We start from the raw sequence: 20465 nt of genomic DNA on the forward strand, positions 1-20465 counted from the left end.
AATCAGGCTGTTGTAGTTGTAGCCTTTTTCTAGCCATAACTACATTTCAGCAATGTTCTGCCGCTATAATCGCCCAAATTTTCCGCACTGAACTTTGCTTACTCACCCTGAACGATGAACATCACCCTGATTTCTTTTGTCGTGCTCTATTTGCTGGGCACCTTGGCGCTGGGCGTCTGGGCCGGCACCCGCATCAAGAATACGACGGACTTCGCTGTCGCAGGCCGCAGCCTGCCCCTGATTATGGTGGTGACCACCACGTTCGCCACGTGGTTTGGCGCGGAAACCGTGATGGGGATACCTGCGAAATTCGTGCAGGGCGGCTTGAATTCCCTGATCGAAGATCCGTTTGGCGCCGGCACATGCCTGATTCTTGTCGGCCTGTTCTTTGCAACCAAGCTGTACAAGCTGAACTTGCTGACAATTGGCGACTTTTACCGCCAGCGCTTTGGCAAGGGCATTGAAGTGTTTTGCTCGGTTGCGATTATTTTGAGCTACCTGGGCTGGGTTGCTGCGCAGATTACCGCGCTGGGCCTCGTGTTTTCCGTATTGACCAATGGCGCCATGTCGGAAACTGCCGGCATGATCGTCGGTACGCTGGCCGTGCTGATCTATGTGGTGGTGGGTGGTTTCCTGGCGGTGGCGTGGACAGACTTTATCCAGATGATCGTGCTGGTGCTGGGCCTGGCCGTGATTGCAATTTTCTCTGCCGACCTGGCGGGCGGCGCGGGCAATGTCATGGCCATGGTGAATGACCGCAACTTGTGGAATTTCTTGCCGGATGCAAAATTCACGGATATCGCGATGTTTATCGGCGCCGGCGTCACCATGATGTTTGGCAGTATTCCGCAGCAAGACGTGTTCCAGCGCGTGATGTCGGCCAAGGATGCGCCGACTGCCCGCCTGGGCGCCGTGATTGGCGGTTCCAGCTATATCCTGTTTGCTGCCGTGCCCATGTTTATCGTCGCGTGCGCCGTGATCGTGCTGGGCGAGCAGGGCATGGAAATGGCAAAAAGCGATTACCAGCGCCTGTTGCCGACTTTCGTGCTGACCAAGATGCCGCTGGTTATGCAAATCCTGTTCTTCGGCGCATTGCTGTCGGCAATCAAGAGCACGTCGTCCGCAACGTTGCTGGCGCCATCGACCAGCTTCGTGGAAAACATTTTGAAAAACCTGCGCCCGGAAATGGGCGACAAGCAGCAATTGCTGGCCATGCGTACCACCATCGTGATTTTTGCCGCGCTGGTGCTGTCGTATGCGATTGCGATGAAGGGCACGTCGATTTATGACCTGGTGTCGTCGGCGTATCAGGTGACGCTGGTGGGTGCGTTTGTGCCGCTGGTGACGGGCTTGTACTGGAAGCGTGCGACGACGCAGGGCGCGATTTTGTCGCTGGGCGCGGGGATCGCCACGTGGATCGTGTTCTTCCCGCAGGTTTCCTCGCTGGGTGAGCTGTTCCCGGGCCAGCTGGCAGGCTTGCTGGCGGCGTTTGCCGGCATGGTCATCGGCTCGCTGGCGCCGCAAGTGCTGCGCAACCGCAGCGATGCCAAGCACCACGTAAAAGGGCTGGCCTAACGCGGCCGAGTCCGGATAATTCCTATTAGGGCCAGGCCCTTTCCTATTAGGGCCTGGCCCTTTTAGCACTATCGTGCTCCGTGCGAACGATAGTGCTAAAGGGGCCAGGCCCCAAGTGTTTTTTGGCGGCACAAAAGCAAAGCGCCCGGGAGCGGGCGCTTGCGTGCAACAAGAGGCGGCTTCGGCCGCCTTTGTTTATTGAGTTTTCAATTTGCGCGCGATATCCAGCGCAAAGTACGTCAGCACGCCATCCGCGCCGGCGCGCTTGAACGCCATCATGGATTCCATCATGACTTTGTCGTGATCGAGCCAGCCGTTTTGCGCAGCGGCCTTCAGCATCGCGTATTCACCGGACACCTGGTAAGCAAACGTCGGCACCTTGAATTCATCTTTCACGCGGCGCACGATGTCCAGGTAAGGCATGCCCGGCTTCACCATCACCATGTCGGCGCCTTCCGCGATATCGAGCGCCACTTCGCGCAGCGCTTCATCGGTATTGGCCGGATCCATCTGGTACGTATTCTTGTCGGCCTTGCCCAGCGCAGCGGCGGAACCGACCGCATCGCGGAACGGGCCATAGAACGCGGACGCATACTTGGCCGAATACGCCATGATGCGCGTGTGGATCAGCCCTTTGTTTTCCAGCGCTTCACGAATGGCGCCGATGCGGCCATCCATCATGTCGGACGGGCCGACGATATCGACGCCGCATTCCGCCTGCGTCAGCGCCTGGCGTACCAGCATTTCCGTGGTTTCATCATTGAGGATCGACCCCTTGTCATCGACGGTGCCATCCTGGCCGTGGCTGGTATAGGGATCCAGCGCCACGTCCGTCATGATGCCCAGTTCCGGGAAGTGTTTTTTCAATTCGCGCACGGCGCGCGGAATCAAACCTTCCGGATTCGTGGCTTCCACGCCATCATTGGTTTTCAGCGATGGATCGATGTTCGGGAACAGCGACAGCACGGGTATGCCCAAGTTGACGCATTCTTCCGCCACCTTCATCAGCAAATCCACCGATACGCGCTCCACACCCGGCATGGTCAGCACTGGCTCGCGGCGGTTTGCGCCGTCCAGGATGAAGACCGGGTAAATCAAGTCGCCCGCCGTGATGACGTTTTCACGCATCATGGCGCGCGAGAAGGGATCGCGGCGCATGCGGCGCATGCGGATCAGAGGAAAGTTGCTGTTGGTGGGCATCAAAACTCCTTCAAGGGGGAAAGTATTAAGCGTCGTCGTCAGGCGTATCGATCGCCGCCACTTGCGCGGCAGCGGCGTCGTCATCGAGCCCGGCCAGTTCAGTAATCTTGGCCGTGGCTTCTTCGATACCGATACGCTTCAGTGCGGAAAACAATTGCACGGTGAATGGGAAGCCTTCGCCGTCTTCATCCACATAACTGTCCAGTTTGGCCTTGGCCTGGCGCAGCGCATTGGTGGCATCGTTGCGGGTCAGCTTGTCAACTTTGGTGAGTATGCAATGGATCGGCTTGCCGGTCGGCGCGAACCATTCCAGCATTTGCACGTCCAGGTCCGTGAACGGGCGGCGCGAATCCATGATGAGGATCAGCGCGGCAATTTGTTCACGCTGCTGCACGTAGTCGCCCAGCAAACGCTGCCAGTACAGCTTGGTGTCTCCGGACACTTCCGCGTAGCCATAGCCCGGCAAGTCCACGATCATTGCGCGGATTTCATCGACATTCGTCTCGTCCTTGCGGTGCATGGCCACATGGGCGCCGCCAATCGAGAAGAAGTTGATGTGCTGGGTACGGCCGGGCGTTTTCGATGCAAACGCCAACCCTTTCTGGTTGCACAGGGTGTTAATGGTGGTCGATTTACCGGCGTTGGAACGGCCGGCAAAGGCGATTTCAGGCACCGTCGTCTTTGGCAGGTCGCGCAAATGATTGACGGTGGTAAAGAAGCGGGCTTGCCAGAGTTTGGACATGGGATGGGCAGAAATGCAACAAGGGAAGGTATAACGCAGAAAAGCTATTGTACAATAAGGGGTTACGAATTGTTGTTATGCATAAAAGGAATAAGAGGCGCGTTTCTGAATCAGCCACATGCCTCCAATATAAGCAATCCAACCATTTTTTTCACTTGTCTCAGGGTGTTTGAATGAATCGTGCGTTTTCTGTGAAGTCCCTGCTTGTTGCTGTTCTTGCCATTTGTGGCGCCGCATCGGCTGCCGAACATGCCGCAGCACCGGCCAAAGCCGATGCCGCCAAAGGCGCCACCCTGTACGCCGATGGCGATAACGCACGCGGTTTGCCAGCTTGCGCGTCGTGCCACGGCGCCTCCGGCAATTCCACCATCTCCACCAATCCTAAATTGTCCGGCCAGCCGGAAGCGTACCTGTACAAGCAGCTGGAGAATTTCGCCAGCCCGTCGCGTAATAACCCGGTCATGACGACGTACGCAAAAATGCTGTCGGAAGACGAGAAAAAGAACATCGCTGCTTACCTGTCGTCGCAGACGCCAAAGGCTGGCGCTGCCAAGAACAAAGACACGATCGAACTGGGTAAAAAGATTTACCGCGGTGGCATTGCCGAGAAACACGTGCCAGCCTGCGCATCGTGCCACGGCCCGGCGGGCGGCGGTTTGCCGGCGCTGTACCCGCGCCTGGCCGGCCAGCACCAGGATTACACGGCGGCACAGCTGACGGCATTCCGCCAGGATGGCCGCAAGAACAGCGCGGAAATGTCCACCATTGCCAAGCGCCTGTCCGATGATGAAATTAAGGCAGTTTCGGATTACGTGGCCGGCCTGAAGTAATTTCTGGCCTCGCGTAGTCAAAAAAGCGGTTTCCGGAAAGGGGCCGCTTTTTTTTGTTTCTACACATTTTAAGACGGGCTTAAGGACTTTAGCGGGGATGGAATATCAGTGTTATTCTCCGCGGGGCACCCTGGCCGCCGTTTAATTTGAGATAGTTTTCCGCATGAGCACCACCAGCACCGCCGGTATTACCCTGAAAACCCGCCGTCCGGCATTCAACAGTTTCATCGAACTGCTGTCGTCGATGCGTTTCGCCATCGCTGTCCTGGTGGTCATTGCCATTGCCGCCGTGATTGGCACAGTGATGCAGCAAAACCAGCCGATGGGGAATTACGTCAACCAGTTCGGGCCATTCTGGTTTGAAGTGTTCGACAAGCTGGGCCTGTATTCTGTGTATTCGGCGTGGTGGTTCCTGGTGTTGATGGGGACGCTGGTGACGTCGACCACGCTGTGCATCATCCGCAATACGCCGAAAATGCTGCGCGACATGCGTTCGTGGCGCGAAAACGTGCGCGAACAGTCGCTGTTGAACTTCCACGATAAAGCCGACTGGAATGCGCCGCTGCCGCGTGCTGCGCTGGCGCAGCAAATGCTGCAGCGCCTGGGCCATGCAGGCTACCAGGCCAAGCTGGTGGAAAAAGAACATGCCACCCTGGTGACAGCCAAACGCGGCGCCGGCAACAAGTTCGGCTATATGTTTGCCCACGCCGCCATCGTGATTATTTGTATCGGCGGCTTGCTGGATTCCGACATTCCCATCCGCCTGCAGGAATGGTTTCTGGGCAAGACGCCATTTACCGGCAGCGGCTTGATTGCCAACATTCCCGCGCAGCACCGCCTCAGCACGGCCAACCCGACGTTCCGCGCCAATACCGCGATTCCCGAAGGCCAGGCCAGCAATACCGCCATCATTAACCGCGCCGATGGCGTGCTGATCCAGGAACTGCCCTTCACCATTGAACTGAAAAAGTTCAACATTGATTTCTACAGTACGGGCATGCCGAAACTGTTTGCCAGTGAAGTGGAAGTGCGCGACCACGCGTCCGGTGAAAAAGTCAAAGCCGTCATTGAAGTGAACAAGCCGCTGATTTACAAAGGCTTGGCCGTCTACCAGTCCAGCTTTGAAGATGGCGGCACCAGGCTGAAGTTGAAGGGCTACCCGATGGCGGGCGCCAAGCCGGACACGTTTGCGCTGGAAGGCGAAGTGGGCGGCTCGACCAAGCTCAACGAGGAATACACGGTGGAATGGTCGGGCTTCCGTCCATTCAACGTGGAAAACACGGCCACGCAAGATGCACGCGCCGTCACCAAAGGCGAAAAGCTGGAAGACAGCTTTGCCCGCGGCCTCGACAAGCAACTGGGTTCCGCTGCGAAAAATGCCAACAACAAGGATTTGAAAAATGTGGGCCCCAGCGTGCAATATAAATTGCGCGACAAGACGGGGCAGGCGCGCGAATTCCAGAATTACATGCAGCCTGTGCAACTGGAAGGCATGCCGGTGTTCCTGGCCGGTGTCCGCGCCAATCCGAACGACCCGTTCAGCTACTTGCGCATTCCTGCCGACGACAACCATACGGTGGGGGAATGGATGCGCATCCGCGCTGCGCTGCAACAGCCGGAATTGCGCGCGATCGCCGCGGAACGCTATGCACGCCGCGCCACGCCGGCGTCCGGCGGTTCGGACGCGTTGCGCGGCCAGCTGCAGGAATCCGCACTGCGCGGCCTGACCTTGTTTTCCGGTGGGGGCAAAGGCGGCTCCCAGGCCGGCTTCATGGCGATTTCCCGTTTCCTGGAAAAGGTGCCGGAAGCGGAGCAGGGCAAGGCTGCCGATATCTTCATGAAAATCTTGAACGGCAGCATGTGGGAATTGTGGCAAGCCGCCCGTGAAAAAGCAGGCGTTGCGCCGGTTGAAGGTGATGAGGTGCATGGCCGTTTCCTGCAGCAAGCCACCAACGCGCTGTCGGACAGCTTCCTGTATGGCGCACCCGTGTTCCTGCAATTGGATGACTATACGGAAGTGAAAGCGTCCGTGTTCCAGGTCACCAAGTCGCCAGGCAAATCCGTTGTGTACCTGGGGTGCCTGTTCCTCGTACTGGGCGTATTTGCCATGTTTTATATCCGCGAACGCCGGCTGTGGATCTGGATTAAAGACAATGGCGAGGGCAGCAGCCATGCGCTGATGGCCATGAGCACGCAGCGCAAAACCCTGGATTTCCATAAGGAATTCGAGGAATTGAAGCAAAAGCTGCCGCAACCGGCGTAAGCTGGTAAATCGGCAGTGGTATGGGAGACTGAAGATGGACATTACACAGAACAACGTTTCGGCGCAGACATATACGCAAGCGCCCGGATATTTCAAACGCCAGGGCCCGCTGGACTGGCTGTTCGCAGCCGTGCTGGTGGCCGGTTCACTGTTTGCGCTGAACCGCTACGCGGCATTCATGGATATATATGAGAAAGCTATCCTGATTGCAGCGGCGCCTGCCTTTGCCGCGCTGGGCTGGCACTGGAAACCGGTGCGCTGGCTGATGCCGCTGACTTTCCTGCTGGCGCTGGGCGCCGTGGGCATGTATGGCGGCACGCTGGAGGCGGCCAACCAGAAGTTTTGGCTGAAATACATGCTGTCCAGCCAGTCCGCCATCCTGTGGATGAGCACATGCTTCTTCTTGTCCACGCTGTTTTACTGGATCGGCCTGGCGGCCCGTTCGTCGATGGGCTTTACGGTCGGCTCCAAGCTGTGCTGGGCTGCGCTGATCCTGGGCTGGACCGGCATGCTGGTGCGCTGGTACGAGTCGTACCTGATTGGCGCAGACGTGGGCCACATTCCCGTGTCGAACCTGTATGAAGTGTTCATCCTGTTCTCGCTGATCACAGCCATGTTTTACCTGTATTACGAACAGCGCTATGCGACCCGCCAGCTGGGCGCGTTTGTGCTGATGGTGATTTCCGCCGCGGTCGGTTTCCTGCTGTGGTACACGGTGTCGCGCGACGCGGCCGACATCCAGCCGCTGGTGCCGGCGCTGCAAAGCTGGTGGATGAAAATCCACGTACCGGCCAACTTCATTGGTTACGGCACGTTTGCACTGGCTTCCATGGTGGCGTGGGCGTACCTGTTGAAATACGAAAAAATCCGCACCTTGTGGCTGGCGCTGGTGGTGGCCCCGATTGCGCTGATGGCGCTGGCATGGGGCGTGACCTTTGCCGTGGGCGCGGGCGACGCCGTGGTCAAAGGCATGGTCAATGCCACGCGCTTTGCCGGCACCCTGGCCGTCTTGTTTGCCATCACCAACCTGATGCGCGACCGCCTGGCGGACCGCCTGCCGGCCGGCGACGTGCTGGAAGACGTGATGTACAAGGCGATTTCCGCGGGTTTCGCGTTCTTCACCATTGCCACCATCCTGGGCGCGCTGTGGGCCGCCGAAGCGTGGGGCGGCTACTGGTCGTGGGACCCGAAAGAAACGTGGGCGCTGATCGTGTGGCTGAACTACGCGGCGTGGCTGCACATGCGCTTGATGTCCGGCTTGCGCGGTAAAGTGTCGGCCTGGTGGGCGCTGGTGGGCTTGCTGGTGACGACGTTTGCTTTCCTCGGCGTCAATATGTTCCTGTCCGGCCTGCACTCGTACGGCAAATTATGATGTGATTAACGTGGCTTTCAGAAAAGAGGTGTAAGGTTCTTGGGAAATCTCCGACGAATCTCAGAACCTGCCTCTTTCTGGAGTTAGCCATGCTGATCAAGCGTAGTCCCAACGGCATCGATTTGCCATTCCCTTCTGAAATCACCCCGCGCGACGTGTACGAGTCGCGCCGCACCTTTATCCGGCAACTGGCGGTCGGAACCATTGCCGGTGGTTCGCTTCTGGAAATGGCCAACCGCGAAGCATTCGCGCAAGGTTCGTCCCGCGCCAAGCTGCCCGGCAAAGCCAATCCCGCGTATATCGCGCACGATAAAGTCACCGCGTACAAAGACGCGACCACCTATAACAATTTTTATGAATTCGGCACGGATAAAAGCGATCCGGCTGAAAACGCGCATACATTGATTCCGCGCCCATGGACTGTGTCCATTGAAGGCGAAGTCAAAAAGCCCATGACGCTGGACCTCGACCAGTTGCTGAAACTGGCGCCGCTGGAAGAGCGCATTTACCGCTTGCGCTGTGTGGAAGGGTGGTCGATGGTGATTCCGTGGACCGGGTATTCGCTGTCCGAGCTGATCAAGAAAGCCGAGCCGACCGGCAATGCGAAATACGTGGAATTCGTGTCGCTGGCGGACCGCAAGCAAATGCCGGGCGTCGGCAGCCGGGTGCTGAACTGGCCATACGTGGAAGGCTTGCGCATGGATGAAGCCATGCATCCGCTGGCGCTGCTGACGTTGGGCATGTATGGCGAACTGTTGCCGAACCAAAATGGCGCGCCCGTACGCATCGTGCTGCCATGGAAGTATGGCTTTAAGTCCGCGAAATCCATCGTGAAAATCCGCTTCGTCAAAGAGCAGCCCCGCACGGCGTGGAACGTGGCGGCGCCCTCGGAATATGGTTTTTATTCCAACGTGAACCCGGAAGTCGACCACCCGCGCTGGTCGCAGGCTGCTGAGCGCCGCATTGGCGAAGACGGTTTCCTCGCGAAAAAACGTAAAACCCTGATGTTCAACGGTTACAGTGACGTGGCGCCACTGTATGCGGGCATGGATTTGAAGCGGTTCTTCTGATGAATATCGCCAATCCAACAGCGCGGCACATCACGGCCATCAAGGCGGCCGTGTTTGTGCTGGCGCTGGTCCCGTTTTTCAAGCTGGTGTGGCTGGTCGCCAATGACCGGCTGGTCGAGCCGCTGCAATACATCACGCGCGCCACCGGCGACTGGACCTTGTACTTCCTGTGCATCACGCTGGCCGTGACGCCGCTGCGCCGCCTGTTGAAGTGGAATTGGGTGCTTAAACTGCGGCGCATGCTGGGCTTGTATGCGTTCTTTTATGCGTTGCTGCATTTCACGACATTCCTGTGGTTCGACCATTTCTTCGACGTGCAGGAAATGCTGAAGGATGTCGTCAAGCGGCCCTTTATCACGGTGGGCTTTATTGCCTTTGTGTTGCTGGTGCCGCTGGCGCTGACCAGCACCAACGCCATGGTGCGCCGCCTGGGCGGCAAGCGGTGGCAACTACTGCACAAGGCGATTTACGTGATTGCACCGCTGGGTATCCTGCACTTCTGGTGGATGAAGGCCGCCAAGCATGATTTCTCGCAGCCGGTTTTGTTTGGCTTGATTGTGCTGGCGCTGCTGGGCGTGCGGGTGGCGTGGGCGCGCAGCAAGGGGATGGCGGTACGGCCAAGTGTTGCGCGTTAGTAATTATTGGGAAGGGGCGAGCTGCGCTGAATCAAGCTAACGTAAAGCGTAAAAAAAAATGGAAGAAAGCATGCGAAAATAAAAAAAATTTTGATTTTGTAAAAAAAAATGCGAACGCTAGGCTATGAGTTTCTTCGGCAATCGTTGTTGCTGAGCGCATTCCCTCTAAAGCGCCCTGCGCGGGAATTTGCTGTGACGAAAGTTGGTCCGGCAGAAACCAGCCTGGCAGTACCGCCTCATGTGGCGCCGCAAGATGACGATCCGGTATCGCACATCTTATTTGCATTGAAGCATGAAGGCACGAACTTGCAGGTTCTATCAGAAGCATTGCCGCTGATAGATGCAGCAGTCATTCATTCCCATTTGACGGCAGCGCCAAGCAGTGCCTACGTGCGCTTGCTGTGTTATCTGTGGGAAGCATTCAATCATCGTCAGCTGACAGATATACCTGTCATCGGCGGCGCCAATGTTCCATTGTTTGACCCTAAAAAGTATGTCACAGGGCCAGCAGTACGCAATGCCCGCTGGCGTGTTCTTTTCAACGGGCTCGGTAGTTTGCGATATTGCGTCACAGTCGAGCGTACACCGGGTGTGCAGCAGGCGCTGGCTGCCGATCTGCTTGGCCGGGTAGGTGAGTTCCTCGCTTCATTGGATACCGTGGCGATGGACCGCGCGCTGGCCTGGGCATATATGCACGAGACAGAGAGTTCGTTTGCCATCGAACGGGAAGCGCCTACTCAGGACAAAGCCTCGGCTTTTATTGCTTTGCTGCGTCAGGCGCATGAGCCACGTACGCTGGACGAAGATTACTTCGTTGAACTGCAGAATACCGTCATCACCAATCCTTACGAAAGGGCCGCTGCCTATCGCCACGAGCAGAATTGGTTACAGGGTCCGCTGAAAGGGGCTGCCGGCGTCAGTTATGTGCCGCCATCGCCGCAGCTTGTCCCCGAGTTGATGGGGGAATTGGTGGGACTGATTTGGGCCACACAAAAGACAGTTGACCCATTGGTGGTTGCTGCCATTGCTTCGTTTGGCTTTGTTTTCATTCATCCGTTCATGGATGGGAATGGCCGGTTATCCCGGTTCCTGTTCCACCATGCGTTATGCCAGTCGGGTAAATTGGCGCGCGGCCTGTTGCTGCCAGTATCCGTCGCAATGAAACGCAATGAGCCAGCGTATCTGGCAACGCTTCAGCAATTCTCCGTACCGGCGCGGGAACGATGGAAAGTGCTGTGGGTGGATGAAGGCAACTATGCATTTGAATTCAAGGGGAGTGAATCGATCTACCGCTATTGGGATGCGACAGCGTGTGTTGAATTTGGCTACCGCATGGCTGAGCAGGCGCTGGAAATCGACTTACGGAAAGAAACGGAATTTTTAGCGCGCTACGACGCAGTATTCAAGGCGGTCGACGCGCAATACGATGTGCGGGGAAGTGATCTGGCAACGCTTGTACGCTGCTCTCTGGAGAACGACGGACGAATATCGAAAAAGCGGCGCAAACAGTACCAGTACAAGGTGCCAGCAGAAGTTCTTGATGCCATCGAGTTGGCGGCTCAGGCCAGCTTGTCAGGACAAGACGTTGACGAAGATATAGACTGACTTGGCCTGGATATGCCGTTAAAGAGCGTGTCCCGACATAGGCCGGGACACGTACGAATCACTGCTGCCCGTCGCGGAATTGCTGCGCCAGCGTTTGCAGCGGCGCAGCCGGTTGCGAACCGGGCGCCATCGTGGGCGGCAGCGCAGCGCGCATCGGCTGGCTGCGCGTGGCGGCGGACGACAGCACGTTGCCCGTGGTGTCAGGCGCCGCATTCCACACGGGCGCCGCGATGCCTTCAAAGATGGTCTTCAGTTGCTGGCCCCACGTATTGCGGATCATGCGGAAATACTGGTTGTTGTCATCGATAGTGGCAAATTGCGTGACAGCCAGCGCACCATCTTCATAGACCAGCAAGTCCAGCGGCAACCCAACCGAGATATTCGAGCGCAACGTGGAATCCATGGAAATCAGCGCGCACTTGGCCGCTTCATCCAGCGGTGTCGATGGCGTGATGACGCGGTCGATGATGGGCTTGCCGTACTTGGCTTCGCCGATCTGGAAGTACGTGGCTTCACTGTGCGATTCAATGAAATTGCCCGCCGAATACACCTGGAATAAGCGGCACGGCGTGCCCTTGATCTGGCCGCCGAAAATCATGCTGACGTTGAAGTCGATGCCGAATTCCGACAGCGCTTTCGCATCGCGCGCATGCACGAGCCGCACCACTTCGCCGACGATGCGGGCTGCTTCGTACATATCAGGCGCCGTCCACAGCGTATAGCCGCTGGCGCCCGTATGGCTGGACAATAATTCGCGCACGGACTGGGAAATCGACAAATTCCCCGCCGTCATCAACACCATCATCCGTTCGCCTGGATGTTCATATACCTGCATCTTGCGCGCGGTGCTGACCTGGTCCACGCCTGCATTGGTGCGCGAATCGCTGAGGAAAACCAGGCCGGCGTCGAGCCGCATTGCTACACAATAAGTCATCGTTTCAATTCGTGCGGAGCAAAAGCCCCGATTCTACCCTGATCCGCAGGGCGCCCGTCATTGCTGCGCCACCTGCACGGACGCCGCCATGGTTTCATCGCCGCCGCCCCGGCGTATGCCCCGCACCGGCGCAGCGCTGTCGTAGTCGCGGCCCACCGCCAGCCGGCAATACGCATCCGTCATCAGGCGCACGTGGGTTACGTCCACCGATACCCAGCCAACATCGCTGCCATCATCGGCCCACACGTCCACCCACGCGTGGCTGGCTGCATGGCCCGTATTGCCCGGGTCGATATAGCCGGACACGTAGCGGGCCGGCCAGCCATTGACGTGGCAACAGGCGAGGAAGACGTGCGCATGGTCTTGGCACACGCCCGCGCCCAGCGCCAGGGCGGCGCCGGCCGTCGTGCCGACCGCCGTGCTGCCGGACTGGTAGTGGACCGCGCCGGCGATACAGGCGGCCAGCTGCATGCAATCATTCGTCGTGGGAACCGCGCCCGCCGCACAGCCCGCCGCCAGATGCGTGATTTCCGGTGTCACGGCAGTGAGCCGGGTCGGCATCGTATAAACCATAGGCGGCAGCGTATCGTTGCCGGCAATGCGTCCGCCGGGCGGCGCCGTGGTCTCGACAGCGCCGGACGCGACAATAGTGAGCGCCTGGTGCGGCGCGTTCAGCGTCAGCATGTGCGACAGGTTGCCATAGGCATCCGTATAGCCATGCATTTGTCCCGCGGCGCTCAATTGCCACGACAGTACATGCTGCTGCGCTTCCACGCGCGGCGTCAGGTGTAATTGCTGGATGCTGTACGCTTGCGGCGCCGTGTACGCATAAGCGGTTTCATGCCGTATCCATAGTTGCATCGCGCCTCCTATGCCGCCAGTGGAACAAGGAAATCGCGGCTGATGCGGTTGCCCAGTTCATAGATATTGGCGAGGAATTCCGTCAGTGTATCGTGCAAGCCTGTTTTCAAGATATCGTCAATGGAACCGAATTGCAGTTGCGCGTGCAGCCGTCCCGCATAGCGTTCCGTGGAACCGGACACGTCGTTGCGTATTTGCGCCAGGTTGTGCACCACTTCATCCATGCACGCCAGCAGCGAGCGCGGCATGTCGGCGCGCAGCATCAGCAATTCCGCGATGCGTTCCGGTGTGATGACGTCGCGGTACACCTTGCGGTAAATTTCAAAGCCGGACACGGAGCGCAGCAGCGCGGCCCAGTAGTAATAGTCGCGCTGCGTCAAATCATCCGAACGGTGGAACTTCACGTCGAGGATGCGGGCCGTGTTGTCCGCCCGTTCCAGGAAGGTGCCGAGGCGGATGAAGTGCACGGCATCGTCGCGCAGCATGGTGCCCAGCGTAACGCCGCGCGATAAATGCGAGCGGTATTTGACCCATTCGAACACCTGGCTGGGATCGTTCTCCAGCAAATGCAGCCGCCGTTGCCAGTCCAGCCACGTCTGGTTGAGGATTTCCCACACTTCCGTCGTCAAGGTGCCGCGCACGGCGCGCGCATTTTCACGCGCTTCTTTCAGGCACGCGGCGATCGACGACGGATTGTTTGGATCGCGCGCCATGAAATCAATCACGTGGCGCCCCGTGACGGCGCCATGGCGCGCGTCATACGCTTGCTGCAATTCCGAAATCCCCAGCAGCGCGCGCCAACTGTTTTCCACATCCTGCGCCGACTGTGGCAGCATGGCTGCCTGCACGTGGACGTCAAGCATGCGCGCAGTATTTTCCGCCCGCTCCGTATAGCGGGCCATCCAGAATAAATGGTCGGCGGTGCGGCTCAGCATGACAGACTCCCTTCCAGTACCCACGTATCCTTGGTGCCGCCGCCTTGTGACGAATTCACCACCAGCGACCCTTCCTGCAGCGCCACCCGCGTCAGGCCGCCGGGCACCATGGAAATGGTTTTGCCGGACAACACGAATGGACGCAAATCGATGTGGCGCGGCGCCACGCCGGATTCCACGAAGGTCGGGCAATTCGACAGCGCCAGCGTTGGCTGCGCGATATAGCGGTCGGGATGCGCAATCAATTTTTGGCGGAATTCCTCAACCTGGGCGCGGGTTGACGCGGGCCCCACCAGCATGCCGTAGCCGCCCGCGCCATGCACTTCCTTGACCACCAGTTCCGGCAAGTGCGCCAGCGTGTAATCAAGGTCTTCCTTGCGGCGGCATTGCCACGTGGGTACGTTGTTGAGGACAGGCCGCTCCGACAGGTAAAACTCGATCATGTCCGGCACATAGGGGTAAATCGACTTGTCATCCGCCACGCCGGTGCCGATGGCATTGGCCAGCGTCACGCGGCCTGCGCGGTACACCGACAGCAAGCCCGGCACGCCCAGCGCGGAGTCTGGCCGGAACGCCAGCGGATCGAGGAAGTCGTCATCGAGGCGGCGGTAAATCACGTCAACCCGGCGCGGCCCGTGCGTCGTGCGCATGTACACGGCATTGTCGGACACAAACAAATCCTTGCCTTCCACCAGTTCCACGCCCATTTGCTGGGCCAGGAACGCGTGTTCAAAATATGCCGAGTTATACATGCCCGGCGTCATCACGACGATGGTGGGATCATTGACGCCCATCGGCGCCACGGAGCGCAAGTTGTCGAGCAACAAGTCGGGATAGTGATCGACGGGGGCAATGCGGTTGCGGGCAAACAATTCCGGGAACAGCCGCATCATCATTTTGCGGTCTTCCAGCATGTACGACACGCCGGACGGCACGCGCAAGTTATCTTCCAGCACGTAAAACTCGCCCTTGCCCGCCCGGACGATATCGACGCCGGCAATGTGCGCGTAAATGTCTGACGCCACGCTGATGCCCTGCATTTCCGGGCGGTACTGCGCATTGCGGTAAATTTGCTCGGCCGGGATGATGCCGGCTTTCACGATATTCTGGTCATGGTAGATATCGTGGATAAACATGTTGAGCGCTTTGACGCGCTGCGCCAGGCCGGCCTGCAATTGCGCCCATTCGCCGCTGGGGATGATGCGGGGGATGATATCGAAGGGAATCAGGCGCTCAGTACCGGCATCGTCGCCATAGACGGCAAACGTGATGCCCACGCGGCGGAACAGCAAATCCGCTTCGGCGCGCTTGCGCGCCAGCGTGTCGGCTGGCTGTTGTTCCAGCCAGCGGCAGAACTCCCGGTAATGTTCGCGCACGGGCGCGGTTGCCGCGCCATCGTGCATTTCATTGTAAAAAGTTGGCATGATCGGTCCCGGTAGTCTCGGTACCGATACAGACACAAGATTCGTGCCAGCAATTTGCTGCGCAACGGTGGGGCATGCTCGTGTACGCCTGGGCCGCGCCGGTGCATGTGCACCGTACGGGTGCGGCCGTGGCGCATGAATGCTTGAGCTTGGTGCGGCGGCCGAAATGCCGTGCTTAGCGGTGCGCTTGCGGCGAGGCTTCGAGTTGCGCGATGTAAGCTGCCGCTTCGGGCAACTGTGCTTCGCTGAACACGGCAATACCGGCTTGCCGCAGCAGCGCGGCAGTCACGCCGTCGCCGGCAAGGGTTTGCCCGCTGAAGCTGCCGTCATAAATCAACGTGGAACCGCAAGACGGGCTGCCTTCTTTCAGGATCGCCACACGGATATGCTTACGCTGCGCCATCGCCAGCGCCTGGCGCGCGCCATCGATGAATTCCGCCGACACATCTTTGCCGCCCGATTCCACGACGGCCGACCGGCCGGCCAGCACGTGCGCGCCACCCAAGCCATGGCGGATTTCCGCCGGTGGCCGGGGCGTGGGCAAGCCGCCGGCCACTTCGGGACAAAACGGCACGACCCGGCCTTCCGCGATCCAGCCCTGCAGCAGGGCGTGACCGCAGCGCTTGCCCGCGCCGTCATAACGGACGGGATTGCCCAGCAGGCAAGAACTGACCAGGATGGCTTCCATGCGCGTTACTTGATGATGCTTTCCAGCGCGAACAGATCCGCTGGATTTTCACGCTGGCGCACCACGTGCACTTGCGTGCCATCGACAATCAATTCCGCCGCGCGGCCACGGGTGTTGTAGTTCGACGCCATCGTCATGCCATACGCACCGGCAGTTTTCATGGCGAGCAAGTCGCCCGCTTCGACGGACAGCGCGCGGTCGCGCGCCAGCCAGTCGCCGGATTCGCACACGGGGCCGACGACGTCATAGGTCGCCACATCGGCTTTGGATTGTACGACCGGCTGCATGTCCATCCATGCCTGATATAGGGCAGGGCGGGCCATATCATTCATGGCTGCGTCGACAATGCAGAAATTCTTTTCTTCACCGTGTTTGAGGAATTCCACACGGGTCACCAGCACGCCCGTGTCGCCCACGATGGAGCGGCCCGGCTCGAAGCATACTTTGATGGGCTTGCCGTCATAGCGTTCCTTGCGCCACGCATCGATACGGGCAAACACGCGGCCCAGGTAGTCGCCCACCGGCACCGGCGCGCTGTCTTCTTCATCGCCGTAATCAATGCCCAGGCCGCCGCCCAGGTCCAGGTGGTGCAAATGAATGCCTTCCGCATCGAGCTGGTCGATCAGTTCGATCAAGCGGTCCAGCGCTTCCAGCAGCGGCGCGTCATCCAGCAATTGCGAGCCGATGTGGCAATCGATACCCGCCACGTCCAGGTGCGGCAGCTTGGCGGCCGTGCGGTACGTTTCCAGCGCATCCGTGTAGGCCACGCCGAATTTGTTGGCTTTCAGGCCGGTGGCGATGTACGGGTGGGTCTTGGCGTCCACGTTCGGGTTCACGCGCAGCGACACGCGGGCTTTCTTGCCCATGGAACCAGCCACGTCGTTCAGGCGGTGCAATTCCGGGATGGATTCCACGTTGAAGCACAGGATGTCGTGTTCCAGCGCCAGGCGCATTTCCGCCACGGTTTTACCCACGCCCGAGAAAATCACTTTCTTTGCGTCGCCGCCCGCCGCAATCACGCGCAGCAATTCACCGCCCGACACGATGTCGAAGCCCGCGCCGCGCCGCGCCAGCAAATTCAGCACGGCCAGGTTGGAATTGGCTTTCATGGCGTAGCACACCAGCGCATCGCGGCCCGCGCAAGCATTTTGGTACGAATCGAAATTGGCCAGCAGCTGGGCCTTGGAATACACGTAAGTCGGGGTGCCGTATTGCTCGGCAATGGCGGCCAGGGACACGCCTTCGGCGTGCAGCACGCCGTCCTGGTAAGAAAATTGCGACATGATTATTGTTGGGATGCGGGAGGTGTGGAAGGTACCGGAGCGGAAGGGGGCGCTACGCCTGGCTTGCCTTGGGTGTTGGCAGTGGCGGGCTTGGCCGGCTGTTTTGGTAAGTACAGCGGGCCGGTCTGGCCGCAGCCCGCCAAGAGGGCGGAAATGCAGGCCACCGCAGAGATGTGCAGCGCTAAAGTGGACTTCACGATTAAAATCAGGGTTTGACAGAAGATCCTGGAGTTTAGCATGACCGAATCAGAATTTTTGGACGTGGCCGACACCACCCTGTCCGCCATCGAGTCCGCACTGGACCGCCTGCACGAACAGGATATGGTGGACGTCGAGTGCAGCCGCAGCGGCAATGTGCTGGAAATCGAGTTTTGCCACAATGGCTCGAAGGTCATCGTCAACAGCCAGGCCGCCATGCAGGAAATCTGGGTCGCGGCCCGTTCCGGCGGTTTCCACTACAAGCGCGTCGATGGCAAGTGGGTCGATACCCGCACCGGCAAGGAATTGTTTCAGGCGCTGTCGGATATCACGACAGAGCAGGGCGGCGCCCCGGTGGTCGTCAGCGAGCAGTAATCAGCAGCAATCCAACAAGGGCGCGGTTTGCGCCCTTTTCATTTGTGTCGTCAATTGCATGTCGTACTGTGCGCAGCCGTGCGTGTGTTTTTCCCGCACCATTCATAAAAAAATAGCTCCTGGAGACTAAGATGACTGATTCCACATTTGTTCCTTCCCGCCGTTCTTTGCTGGGGGGCAGCCTGGCTGCCGTAGCCGCTGCCGGGCTCGATGGCTTGTCGCGCACGGCGCTGGCCCAGGCTGCCAGCGCTTCCGCGCCTGCCGCCGCACCCGCCGCCAAGCCTTTGCCCGCCTTCGCCGCGTGGAAAGATGGCAGTGTCATGATCGTGCATGGCGCGAATGCGCTGGAAACCCGCCGCGGCGCGCTGGGCTCCAGCGTCATCACGCCGGCAGACCGCCTGTATGTGCGCAATAACTTGCCGGCGCCGGATGCGGCTATCCTGGCCGACCGGGATGCGTGGGTGGTGCAGGTGGACGGTGTGAAAAACCCCCGTGCGCTGACCGTGAAGGAATTAAAAGGGATGGGGCTGGAAACCGTGGCCATGGTGCTGCAATGTTCCGGCAATGGCCGGGGCATGTTCCCCAGCAAGCCGAGCGGCAGCCCGTGGCAAGTGGGCGCTGCCGGTTGTGTGCTGTGGAGCGGCGTGCCGGTGCGCGCCGTGGTGGAAGCGCTGGGCGGTCCGCTGTCCGGATTGAAATACATGACGGGCACGGGCGGCGAGAAATTGCCGGAAGGAGTCGATCCGCGCACGCTGATGGTGGAGCGCTCGGTGCCGCTGGAAGCCATGGGCGATGCCCTGCTGGCATGGGAATTGAATGGCGCGCCGATTCCGCTGGCGCATGGCGGCCCGCTGCGGCTGATCGTGCCCGGTTATACGGGTGTCAACAATATCAAATACATCAAGCGGCTGGCCTTTACTGCCGAGCAAAGCGAGGCGGCCATCCAGCAGCACGGCTACCGCATGACAGCGCTGGGCCAGAAAAGCACCAATGCCGACCCGTCCGTATGGGAAATGGGCGTGAAATCGTGGATCAATGGCCCGTTGCCGGACAGCGGCGCACTGGCGGCGGGGCCCTGCGTCATCCATGGCGTGGCGTTTGGCGGCTTGCATGCAGTAAAGCGGGTGGAAGTGTCGGTGGACGATGGCAAGACGTGGCAGGAAGCCAAACTGGTCGGCCCGGACCTGGGCCGCTATGCATGGCGCCAGTTCGCGCTGGCAGTGAAGTTGCCGGCCGGTATGCACACGTTGCTGTCCCGCGCCGAAGACAGCAAGGGCAACCGCCAGCCGGAACTGCGGGTGGAAAATGCGCATGGCTATGGCAATACCAGCTGGCGTGACCATGGCGTGAAAGTGGTGGTGGCATGATGGGGGCGAAACGGATAACCGCAGCGTTGCTGCTGGCGGCCAGTGCCGGGGCCGGGGCGGCGGATAACGATGCCGCCATGCTGGAAAAAGGCAAGCGCCTGTTTACGCAGACGGCCGCGCCGCCATGCATGACGTGCCACACGCTGCGCCATGCGGAGGCTGCCGGTGAAATCGGGCCGAACTTGAATGAAATGGCGCCGGATGCCGCGCGCGTGGAAAAGGCTGTGCGCAATGGGATCGGCGTGATGCCGGCGTTCAAACTGAGCGAAGCGGACTTGAAATTGCTGGCGCAGTATGTGGCGGCGGCCAGCCGGTTGCCATGACTTGTTCTGGCTGAACTGGTCTATGGCACGCCAGACCTGCGTTCAAATAGCGAACGCAGGCGGGACCATATCCCAGTCATCCACGGTCTAGTTCCGTCCTCTCGCGGCGGCCAGGCTCCGCCGCGTGCAGATAGACTGTAAAGGTATCGGCAGGCCGGGCGCCTTTGGCCAAATCCAGCGCATGGCCAATCGCGCCCCGGTGATACGTGCCGTGATTGACGATGTGAAACAGTATTTCTTGCCGCGTCATGCTGCCCTGTTTGCCATCGACGAACTGGAACGTCACGGGTTCATTCAGCAGGGGAGTTGCTCCAATAAACCGGCCAAACCACAGGTTCGATGCGGTAATGCGCTGGTCGAGTTCGCTGAGCTGGGGCAATTGTTCGGTATTGGTCGACGCATGCGGGTCTGGCTGGCCAGTCAGCCGGGCCTTGAACAATTCTTCGACCCGCACCATGTGGTTGAGCTGCTGGCGCGCAAACGCCATTGCTCCCGGAAACTGGTCTTGGTCAATCGCCGCCACTGCGTCCAGCGTGCGGCGGTCGGCCCATTGCTTGTACTTGAAAATGTCGTTGAACATCAAGATGACGGCCGGTCCTGAACAACGACATTGCGCGCCAGCGTCTTGAACCTGACGCCGTCGGCCTGCACGACGGTAATTGTCACATGACCGGTTTTGCTGGTTTTGATGTCAGTAACCGAGCCGGATTTCCCGGCATGGGTGCCGCCGGTGACTTTGCACCAAGCGCCGTCCGTGACTGTCTGCGCTGCTTCCATCATTCCTC

The 20465-nt window shown here is 59.4% G+C and carries 21 protein-coding genes; 10 read left to right on the forward strand and 11 right to left on the reverse strand.

What is annotated here, in order from left to right:
- The first annotated feature begins 114 nt into the window (after positions 1-114).
- Positions 115-1575, forward strand: coding sequence for a high affinity choline transporter 1 (locus GM668_RS16525; RefSeq protein ID WP_155440055.1), 1461 nt, complete (start codon positions 115-117; stop codon positions 1573-1575).
- A gap of 195 nt (positions 1576-1770) precedes the next feature.
- Here the strand turns inward: GM668_RS16525 and hemB are convergent, their stop codons facing one another.
- Both hemB and yihA read right to left on the reverse strand, forming a co-directional pair.
- Positions 1771-2775, reverse strand: a complete 1005-nt coding sequence (gene hemB, locus GM668_RS16530; RefSeq protein ID WP_155440056.1) for a porphobilinogen synthase — start codon at positions 2773-2775, stop codon at positions 1771-1773.
- A gap of 25 nt (positions 2776-2800) precedes the next feature.
- A complete protein-coding gene (yihA, locus tag GM668_RS16535; protein WP_155440057.1) occupies positions 2801-3517 on the reverse strand; it encodes a ribosome biogenesis GTP-binding protein YihA/YsxC in 717 nt (238 codons plus the stop codon).
- A gap of 173 nt (positions 3518-3690) precedes the next feature.
- On the opposite strand from yihA, the gene GM668_RS16540 reads away from it, so the two are divergent.
- The 6 genes from GM668_RS16540 (at position 3691) to GM668_RS16565 (ending at position 11292) form a co-directional block, all read left to right on the forward strand.
- Entirely contained in the window at positions 3691-4347 is a 657-nt protein-coding gene (locus GM668_RS16540; RefSeq protein ID WP_155440058.1) for a c-type cytochrome, read from the forward strand.
- Between the two features lie 163 nt (positions 4348-4510).
- On the forward strand, positions 4511-6610 hold the full coding sequence (locus GM668_RS16545; RefSeq protein ID WP_155440059.1) for a cytochrome c biogenesis protein ResB: 2100 nt from the start codon (positions 4511-4513) through the stop codon (positions 6608-6610).
- A 34-nt stretch (positions 6611-6644) separates the two neighbouring features.
- Positions 6645-7982 carry a c-type cytochrome biogenesis protein CcsB gene (gene ccsB, locus GM668_RS16550; RefSeq protein ID WP_155440060.1) on the forward strand — a complete coding sequence of 446 codons (1338 nt, stop codon included), beginning with the start codon at positions 6645-6647 and terminating at the stop codon, positions 7980-7982.
- Positions 7983-8071: 89 nt separating this feature from the next.
- Complete coding sequence (gene msrP, locus GM668_RS16555) at positions 8072-9052, forward strand: protein-methionine-sulfoxide reductase catalytic subunit MsrP (protein WP_155440061.1); 981 nt, start codon at positions 8072-8074, stop codon at positions 9050-9052.
- Positions 9052-9687, forward strand: coding sequence for a protein-methionine-sulfoxide reductase heme-binding subunit MsrQ (gene msrQ / locus GM668_RS16560; protein ID WP_155440062.1), 636 nt, complete (start codon positions 9052-9054; stop codon positions 9685-9687). The genes msrP and msrQ overlap by 1 nt, the downstream gene beginning before the upstream one ends.
- A 192-nt stretch (positions 9688-9879) precedes the next feature.
- Entirely contained in the window at positions 9880-11292 is a 1413-nt protein-coding gene (locus GM668_RS16565; protein WP_371868717.1) for a Fic family protein, read from the forward strand.
- Between the two features lie 58 nt (positions 11293-11350).
- Here GM668_RS16565 and GM668_RS16570 read toward each other — a convergent pair whose 3' ends face one another.
- The 7 genes from GM668_RS16570 to lptM all read right to left on the reverse strand — a co-directional run bounded on the left by GM668_RS16570 (position 11351) and on the right by lptM (position 17704).
- A complete protein-coding gene (locus GM668_RS16570) occupies positions 11351-12226 on the reverse strand; it encodes a proteasome-type protease (RefSeq protein ID WP_155440064.1) in 876 nt (291 codons plus the stop codon).
- Between the two features lie 57 nt (positions 12227-12283).
- Positions 12284-13087: a transglutaminase family protein gene (locus GM668_RS16575; RefSeq protein ID WP_155440065.1), complete on the reverse strand. Its 804-nt coding sequence runs from the start codon at positions 13085-13087 to the stop codon at positions 12284-12286.
- Between the two features lie 8 nt (positions 13088-13095).
- Positions 13096-14022: an alpha-E domain-containing protein gene (locus GM668_RS16580; protein WP_155440066.1), complete on the reverse strand. Its 927-nt coding sequence runs from the start codon at positions 14020-14022 to the stop codon at positions 13096-13098.
- Positions 14016-15446, reverse strand: coding sequence for a circularly permuted type 2 ATP-grasp protein (locus GM668_RS16585; RefSeq protein WP_155440067.1), 1431 nt, complete (start codon positions 15444-15446; stop codon positions 14016-14018). Before GM668_RS16585 ends, GM668_RS16580 begins: the two co-directional genes overlap by 7 nt.
- 175 nt (positions 15447-15621) lie before the next feature.
- A complete protein-coding gene (locus GM668_RS16590) occupies positions 15622-16134 on the reverse strand; it encodes a 2-thiouracil desulfurase family protein (RefSeq protein ID WP_155440068.1) in 513 nt (170 codons plus the stop codon).
- Between the two features lie 5 nt (positions 16135-16139).
- Positions 16140-17417: a diaminopimelate decarboxylase gene (gene lysA, locus GM668_RS16595; RefSeq protein ID WP_155440069.1), complete on the reverse strand. Its 1278-nt coding sequence runs from the start codon at positions 17415-17417 to the stop codon at positions 16140-16142.
- Positions 17418-17419: 2 nt separating this feature from the next.
- A complete protein-coding gene (gene lptM, locus GM668_RS31765; RefSeq protein ID WP_371868719.1) occupies positions 17420-17704 on the reverse strand; it encodes an LPS translocon maturation chaperone LptM in 285 nt (94 codons plus the stop codon).
- On the opposite strand from lptM, the gene cyaY reads away from it, so the two are divergent.
- From cyaY to sorU, 3 genes are all read left to right on the forward strand, one after another.
- A complete protein-coding gene (gene cyaY, locus GM668_RS16605) occupies positions 17655-17990 on the forward strand; it encodes an iron donor protein CyaY (RefSeq protein WP_155440071.1) in 336 nt (111 codons plus the stop codon). The genes lptM and cyaY overlap by 50 nt on opposite strands.
- A 131-nt stretch (positions 17991-18121) precedes the next feature.
- A complete protein-coding gene (gene sorT / locus GM668_RS16610; protein WP_155440072.1) occupies positions 18122-19357 on the forward strand; it encodes a SorT family sulfite dehydrogenase catalytic subunit in 1236 nt (411 codons plus the stop codon).
- Positions 19354-19680: a SorU family sulfite dehydrogenase c-type cytochrome subunit gene (gene sorU, locus GM668_RS16615; protein ID WP_155440073.1), complete on the forward strand. Its 327-nt coding sequence runs from the start codon at positions 19354-19356 to the stop codon at positions 19678-19680. The genes sorT and sorU overlap by 4 nt, the downstream gene beginning before the upstream one ends.
- Positions 19681-19756: 76 nt before the next feature.
- On the opposite strand, the gene GM668_RS16620 is transcribed toward sorU, so the two are convergent.
- Together GM668_RS16620 and GM668_RS16625 are read right to left on the reverse strand one after the other, a co-directional pair.
- Positions 19757-20260 carry a DinB family protein gene (locus tag GM668_RS16620; protein WP_155440074.1) on the reverse strand — a complete coding sequence of 168 codons (504 nt, stop codon included), beginning with the start codon at positions 20258-20260 and terminating at the stop codon, positions 19757-19759.
- Positions 20260-20460: a KOW motif-containing protein gene (locus tag GM668_RS16625; RefSeq protein ID WP_155440075.1), complete on the reverse strand. Its 201-nt coding sequence runs from the start codon at positions 20458-20460 to the stop codon at positions 20260-20262. The genes GM668_RS16620 and GM668_RS16625 overlap by 1 nt, the downstream gene beginning before the upstream one ends.
- Between the last annotated feature and the right edge of the window lie 5 nt (positions 20461-20465).

The sequence above is a fragment of the Pseudoduganella ginsengisoli genome, assembly GCF_009720865.1.
GTDB classification, from domain to species: Bacteria; Pseudomonadota; Gammaproteobacteria; order Burkholderiales; family Burkholderiaceae_D; genus Rugamonas; species Rugamonas ginsengisoli.

Coding starts and splice junctions, on each gene's coding strand:
- ccsB (WP_155440060.1), top strand. CDS start 6,645: ATGGACATTACACAGAACAACGTTTCGGCGCAGACATATACGCAAGCG.
- GM668_RS16540 (WP_155440058.1), top strand. CDS start 3,691: ATGAATCGTGCGTTTTCTGTGAAGTCCCTGCTTGTTGCTGTTCTTGCC.
- msrP (WP_155440061.1), top strand. CDS start 8,072: ATGCTGATCAAGCGTAGTCCCAACGGCATCGATTTGCCATTCCCTTCT.
- GM668_RS16570 (WP_155440064.1), bottom strand. CDS start 12,226: ATGACTTATTGTGTAGCAATGCGGCTCGACGCCGGCCTGGTTTTCCTC.
- GM668_RS16525 (WP_155440055.1), top strand. CDS start 115: ATGAACATCACCCTGATTTCTTTTGTCGTGCTCTATTTGCTGGGCACC.
- GM668_RS16590 (WP_155440068.1), bottom strand. CDS start 16,134: ATGGAAGCCATCCTGGTCAGTTCTTGCCTGCTGGGCAATCCCGTCCGT.
- yihA (WP_155440057.1), bottom strand. CDS start 3,517: ATGTCCAAACTCTGGCAAGCCCGCTTCTTTACCACCGTCAATCATTTG.
- GM668_RS16575 (WP_155440065.1), bottom strand. CDS start 13,087: ATGCAACTATGGATACGGCATGAAACCGCTTATGCGTACACGGCGCCG.
- lysA (WP_155440069.1), bottom strand. CDS start 17,417: ATGTCGCAATTTTCTTACCAGGACGGCGTGCTGCACGCCGAAGGCGTG.
- GM668_RS16585 (WP_155440067.1), bottom strand. CDS start 15,446: ATGCCAACTTTTTACAATGAAATGCACGATGGCGCGGCAACCGCGCCC.
- GM668_RS16620 (WP_155440074.1), bottom strand. CDS start 20,260: ATGTTCAACGACATTTTCAAGTACAAGCAATGGGCCGACCGCCGCACG.
- msrQ (WP_155440062.1), top strand. CDS start 9,052: ATGAATATCGCCAATCCAACAGCGCGGCACATCACGGCCATCAAGGCG.
- sorT (WP_155440072.1), top strand. CDS start 18,122: ATGACTGATTCCACATTTGTTCCTTCCCGCCGTTCTTTGCTGGGGGGC.
- GM668_RS16545 (WP_155440059.1), top strand. CDS start 4,511: ATGAGCACCACCAGCACCGCCGGTATTACCCTGAAAACCCGCCGTCCG.
- GM668_RS16580 (WP_155440066.1), bottom strand. CDS start 14,022: ATGCTGAGCCGCACCGCCGACCATTTATTCTGGATGGCCCGCTATACG.
- hemB (WP_155440056.1), bottom strand. CDS start 2,775: ATGCCCACCAACAGCAACTTTCCTCTGATCCGCATGCGCCGCATGCGC.
- lptM (WP_371868719.1), bottom strand. CDS start 17,704: ATGGCGGACAGGGTGGTGTCGGCCACGTCCAAAAATTCTGATTCGGTC.
- GM668_RS16625 (WP_155440075.1), bottom strand. CDS start 20,460: ATGATGGAAGCAGCGCAGACAGTCACGGACGGCGCTTGGTGCAAAGTC.
- sorU (WP_155440073.1), top strand. CDS start 19,354: ATGATGGGGGCGAAACGGATAACCGCAGCGTTGCTGCTGGCGGCCAGT.
- cyaY (WP_155440071.1), top strand. CDS start 17,655: ATGACCGAATCAGAATTTTTGGACGTGGCCGACACCACCCTGTCCGCC.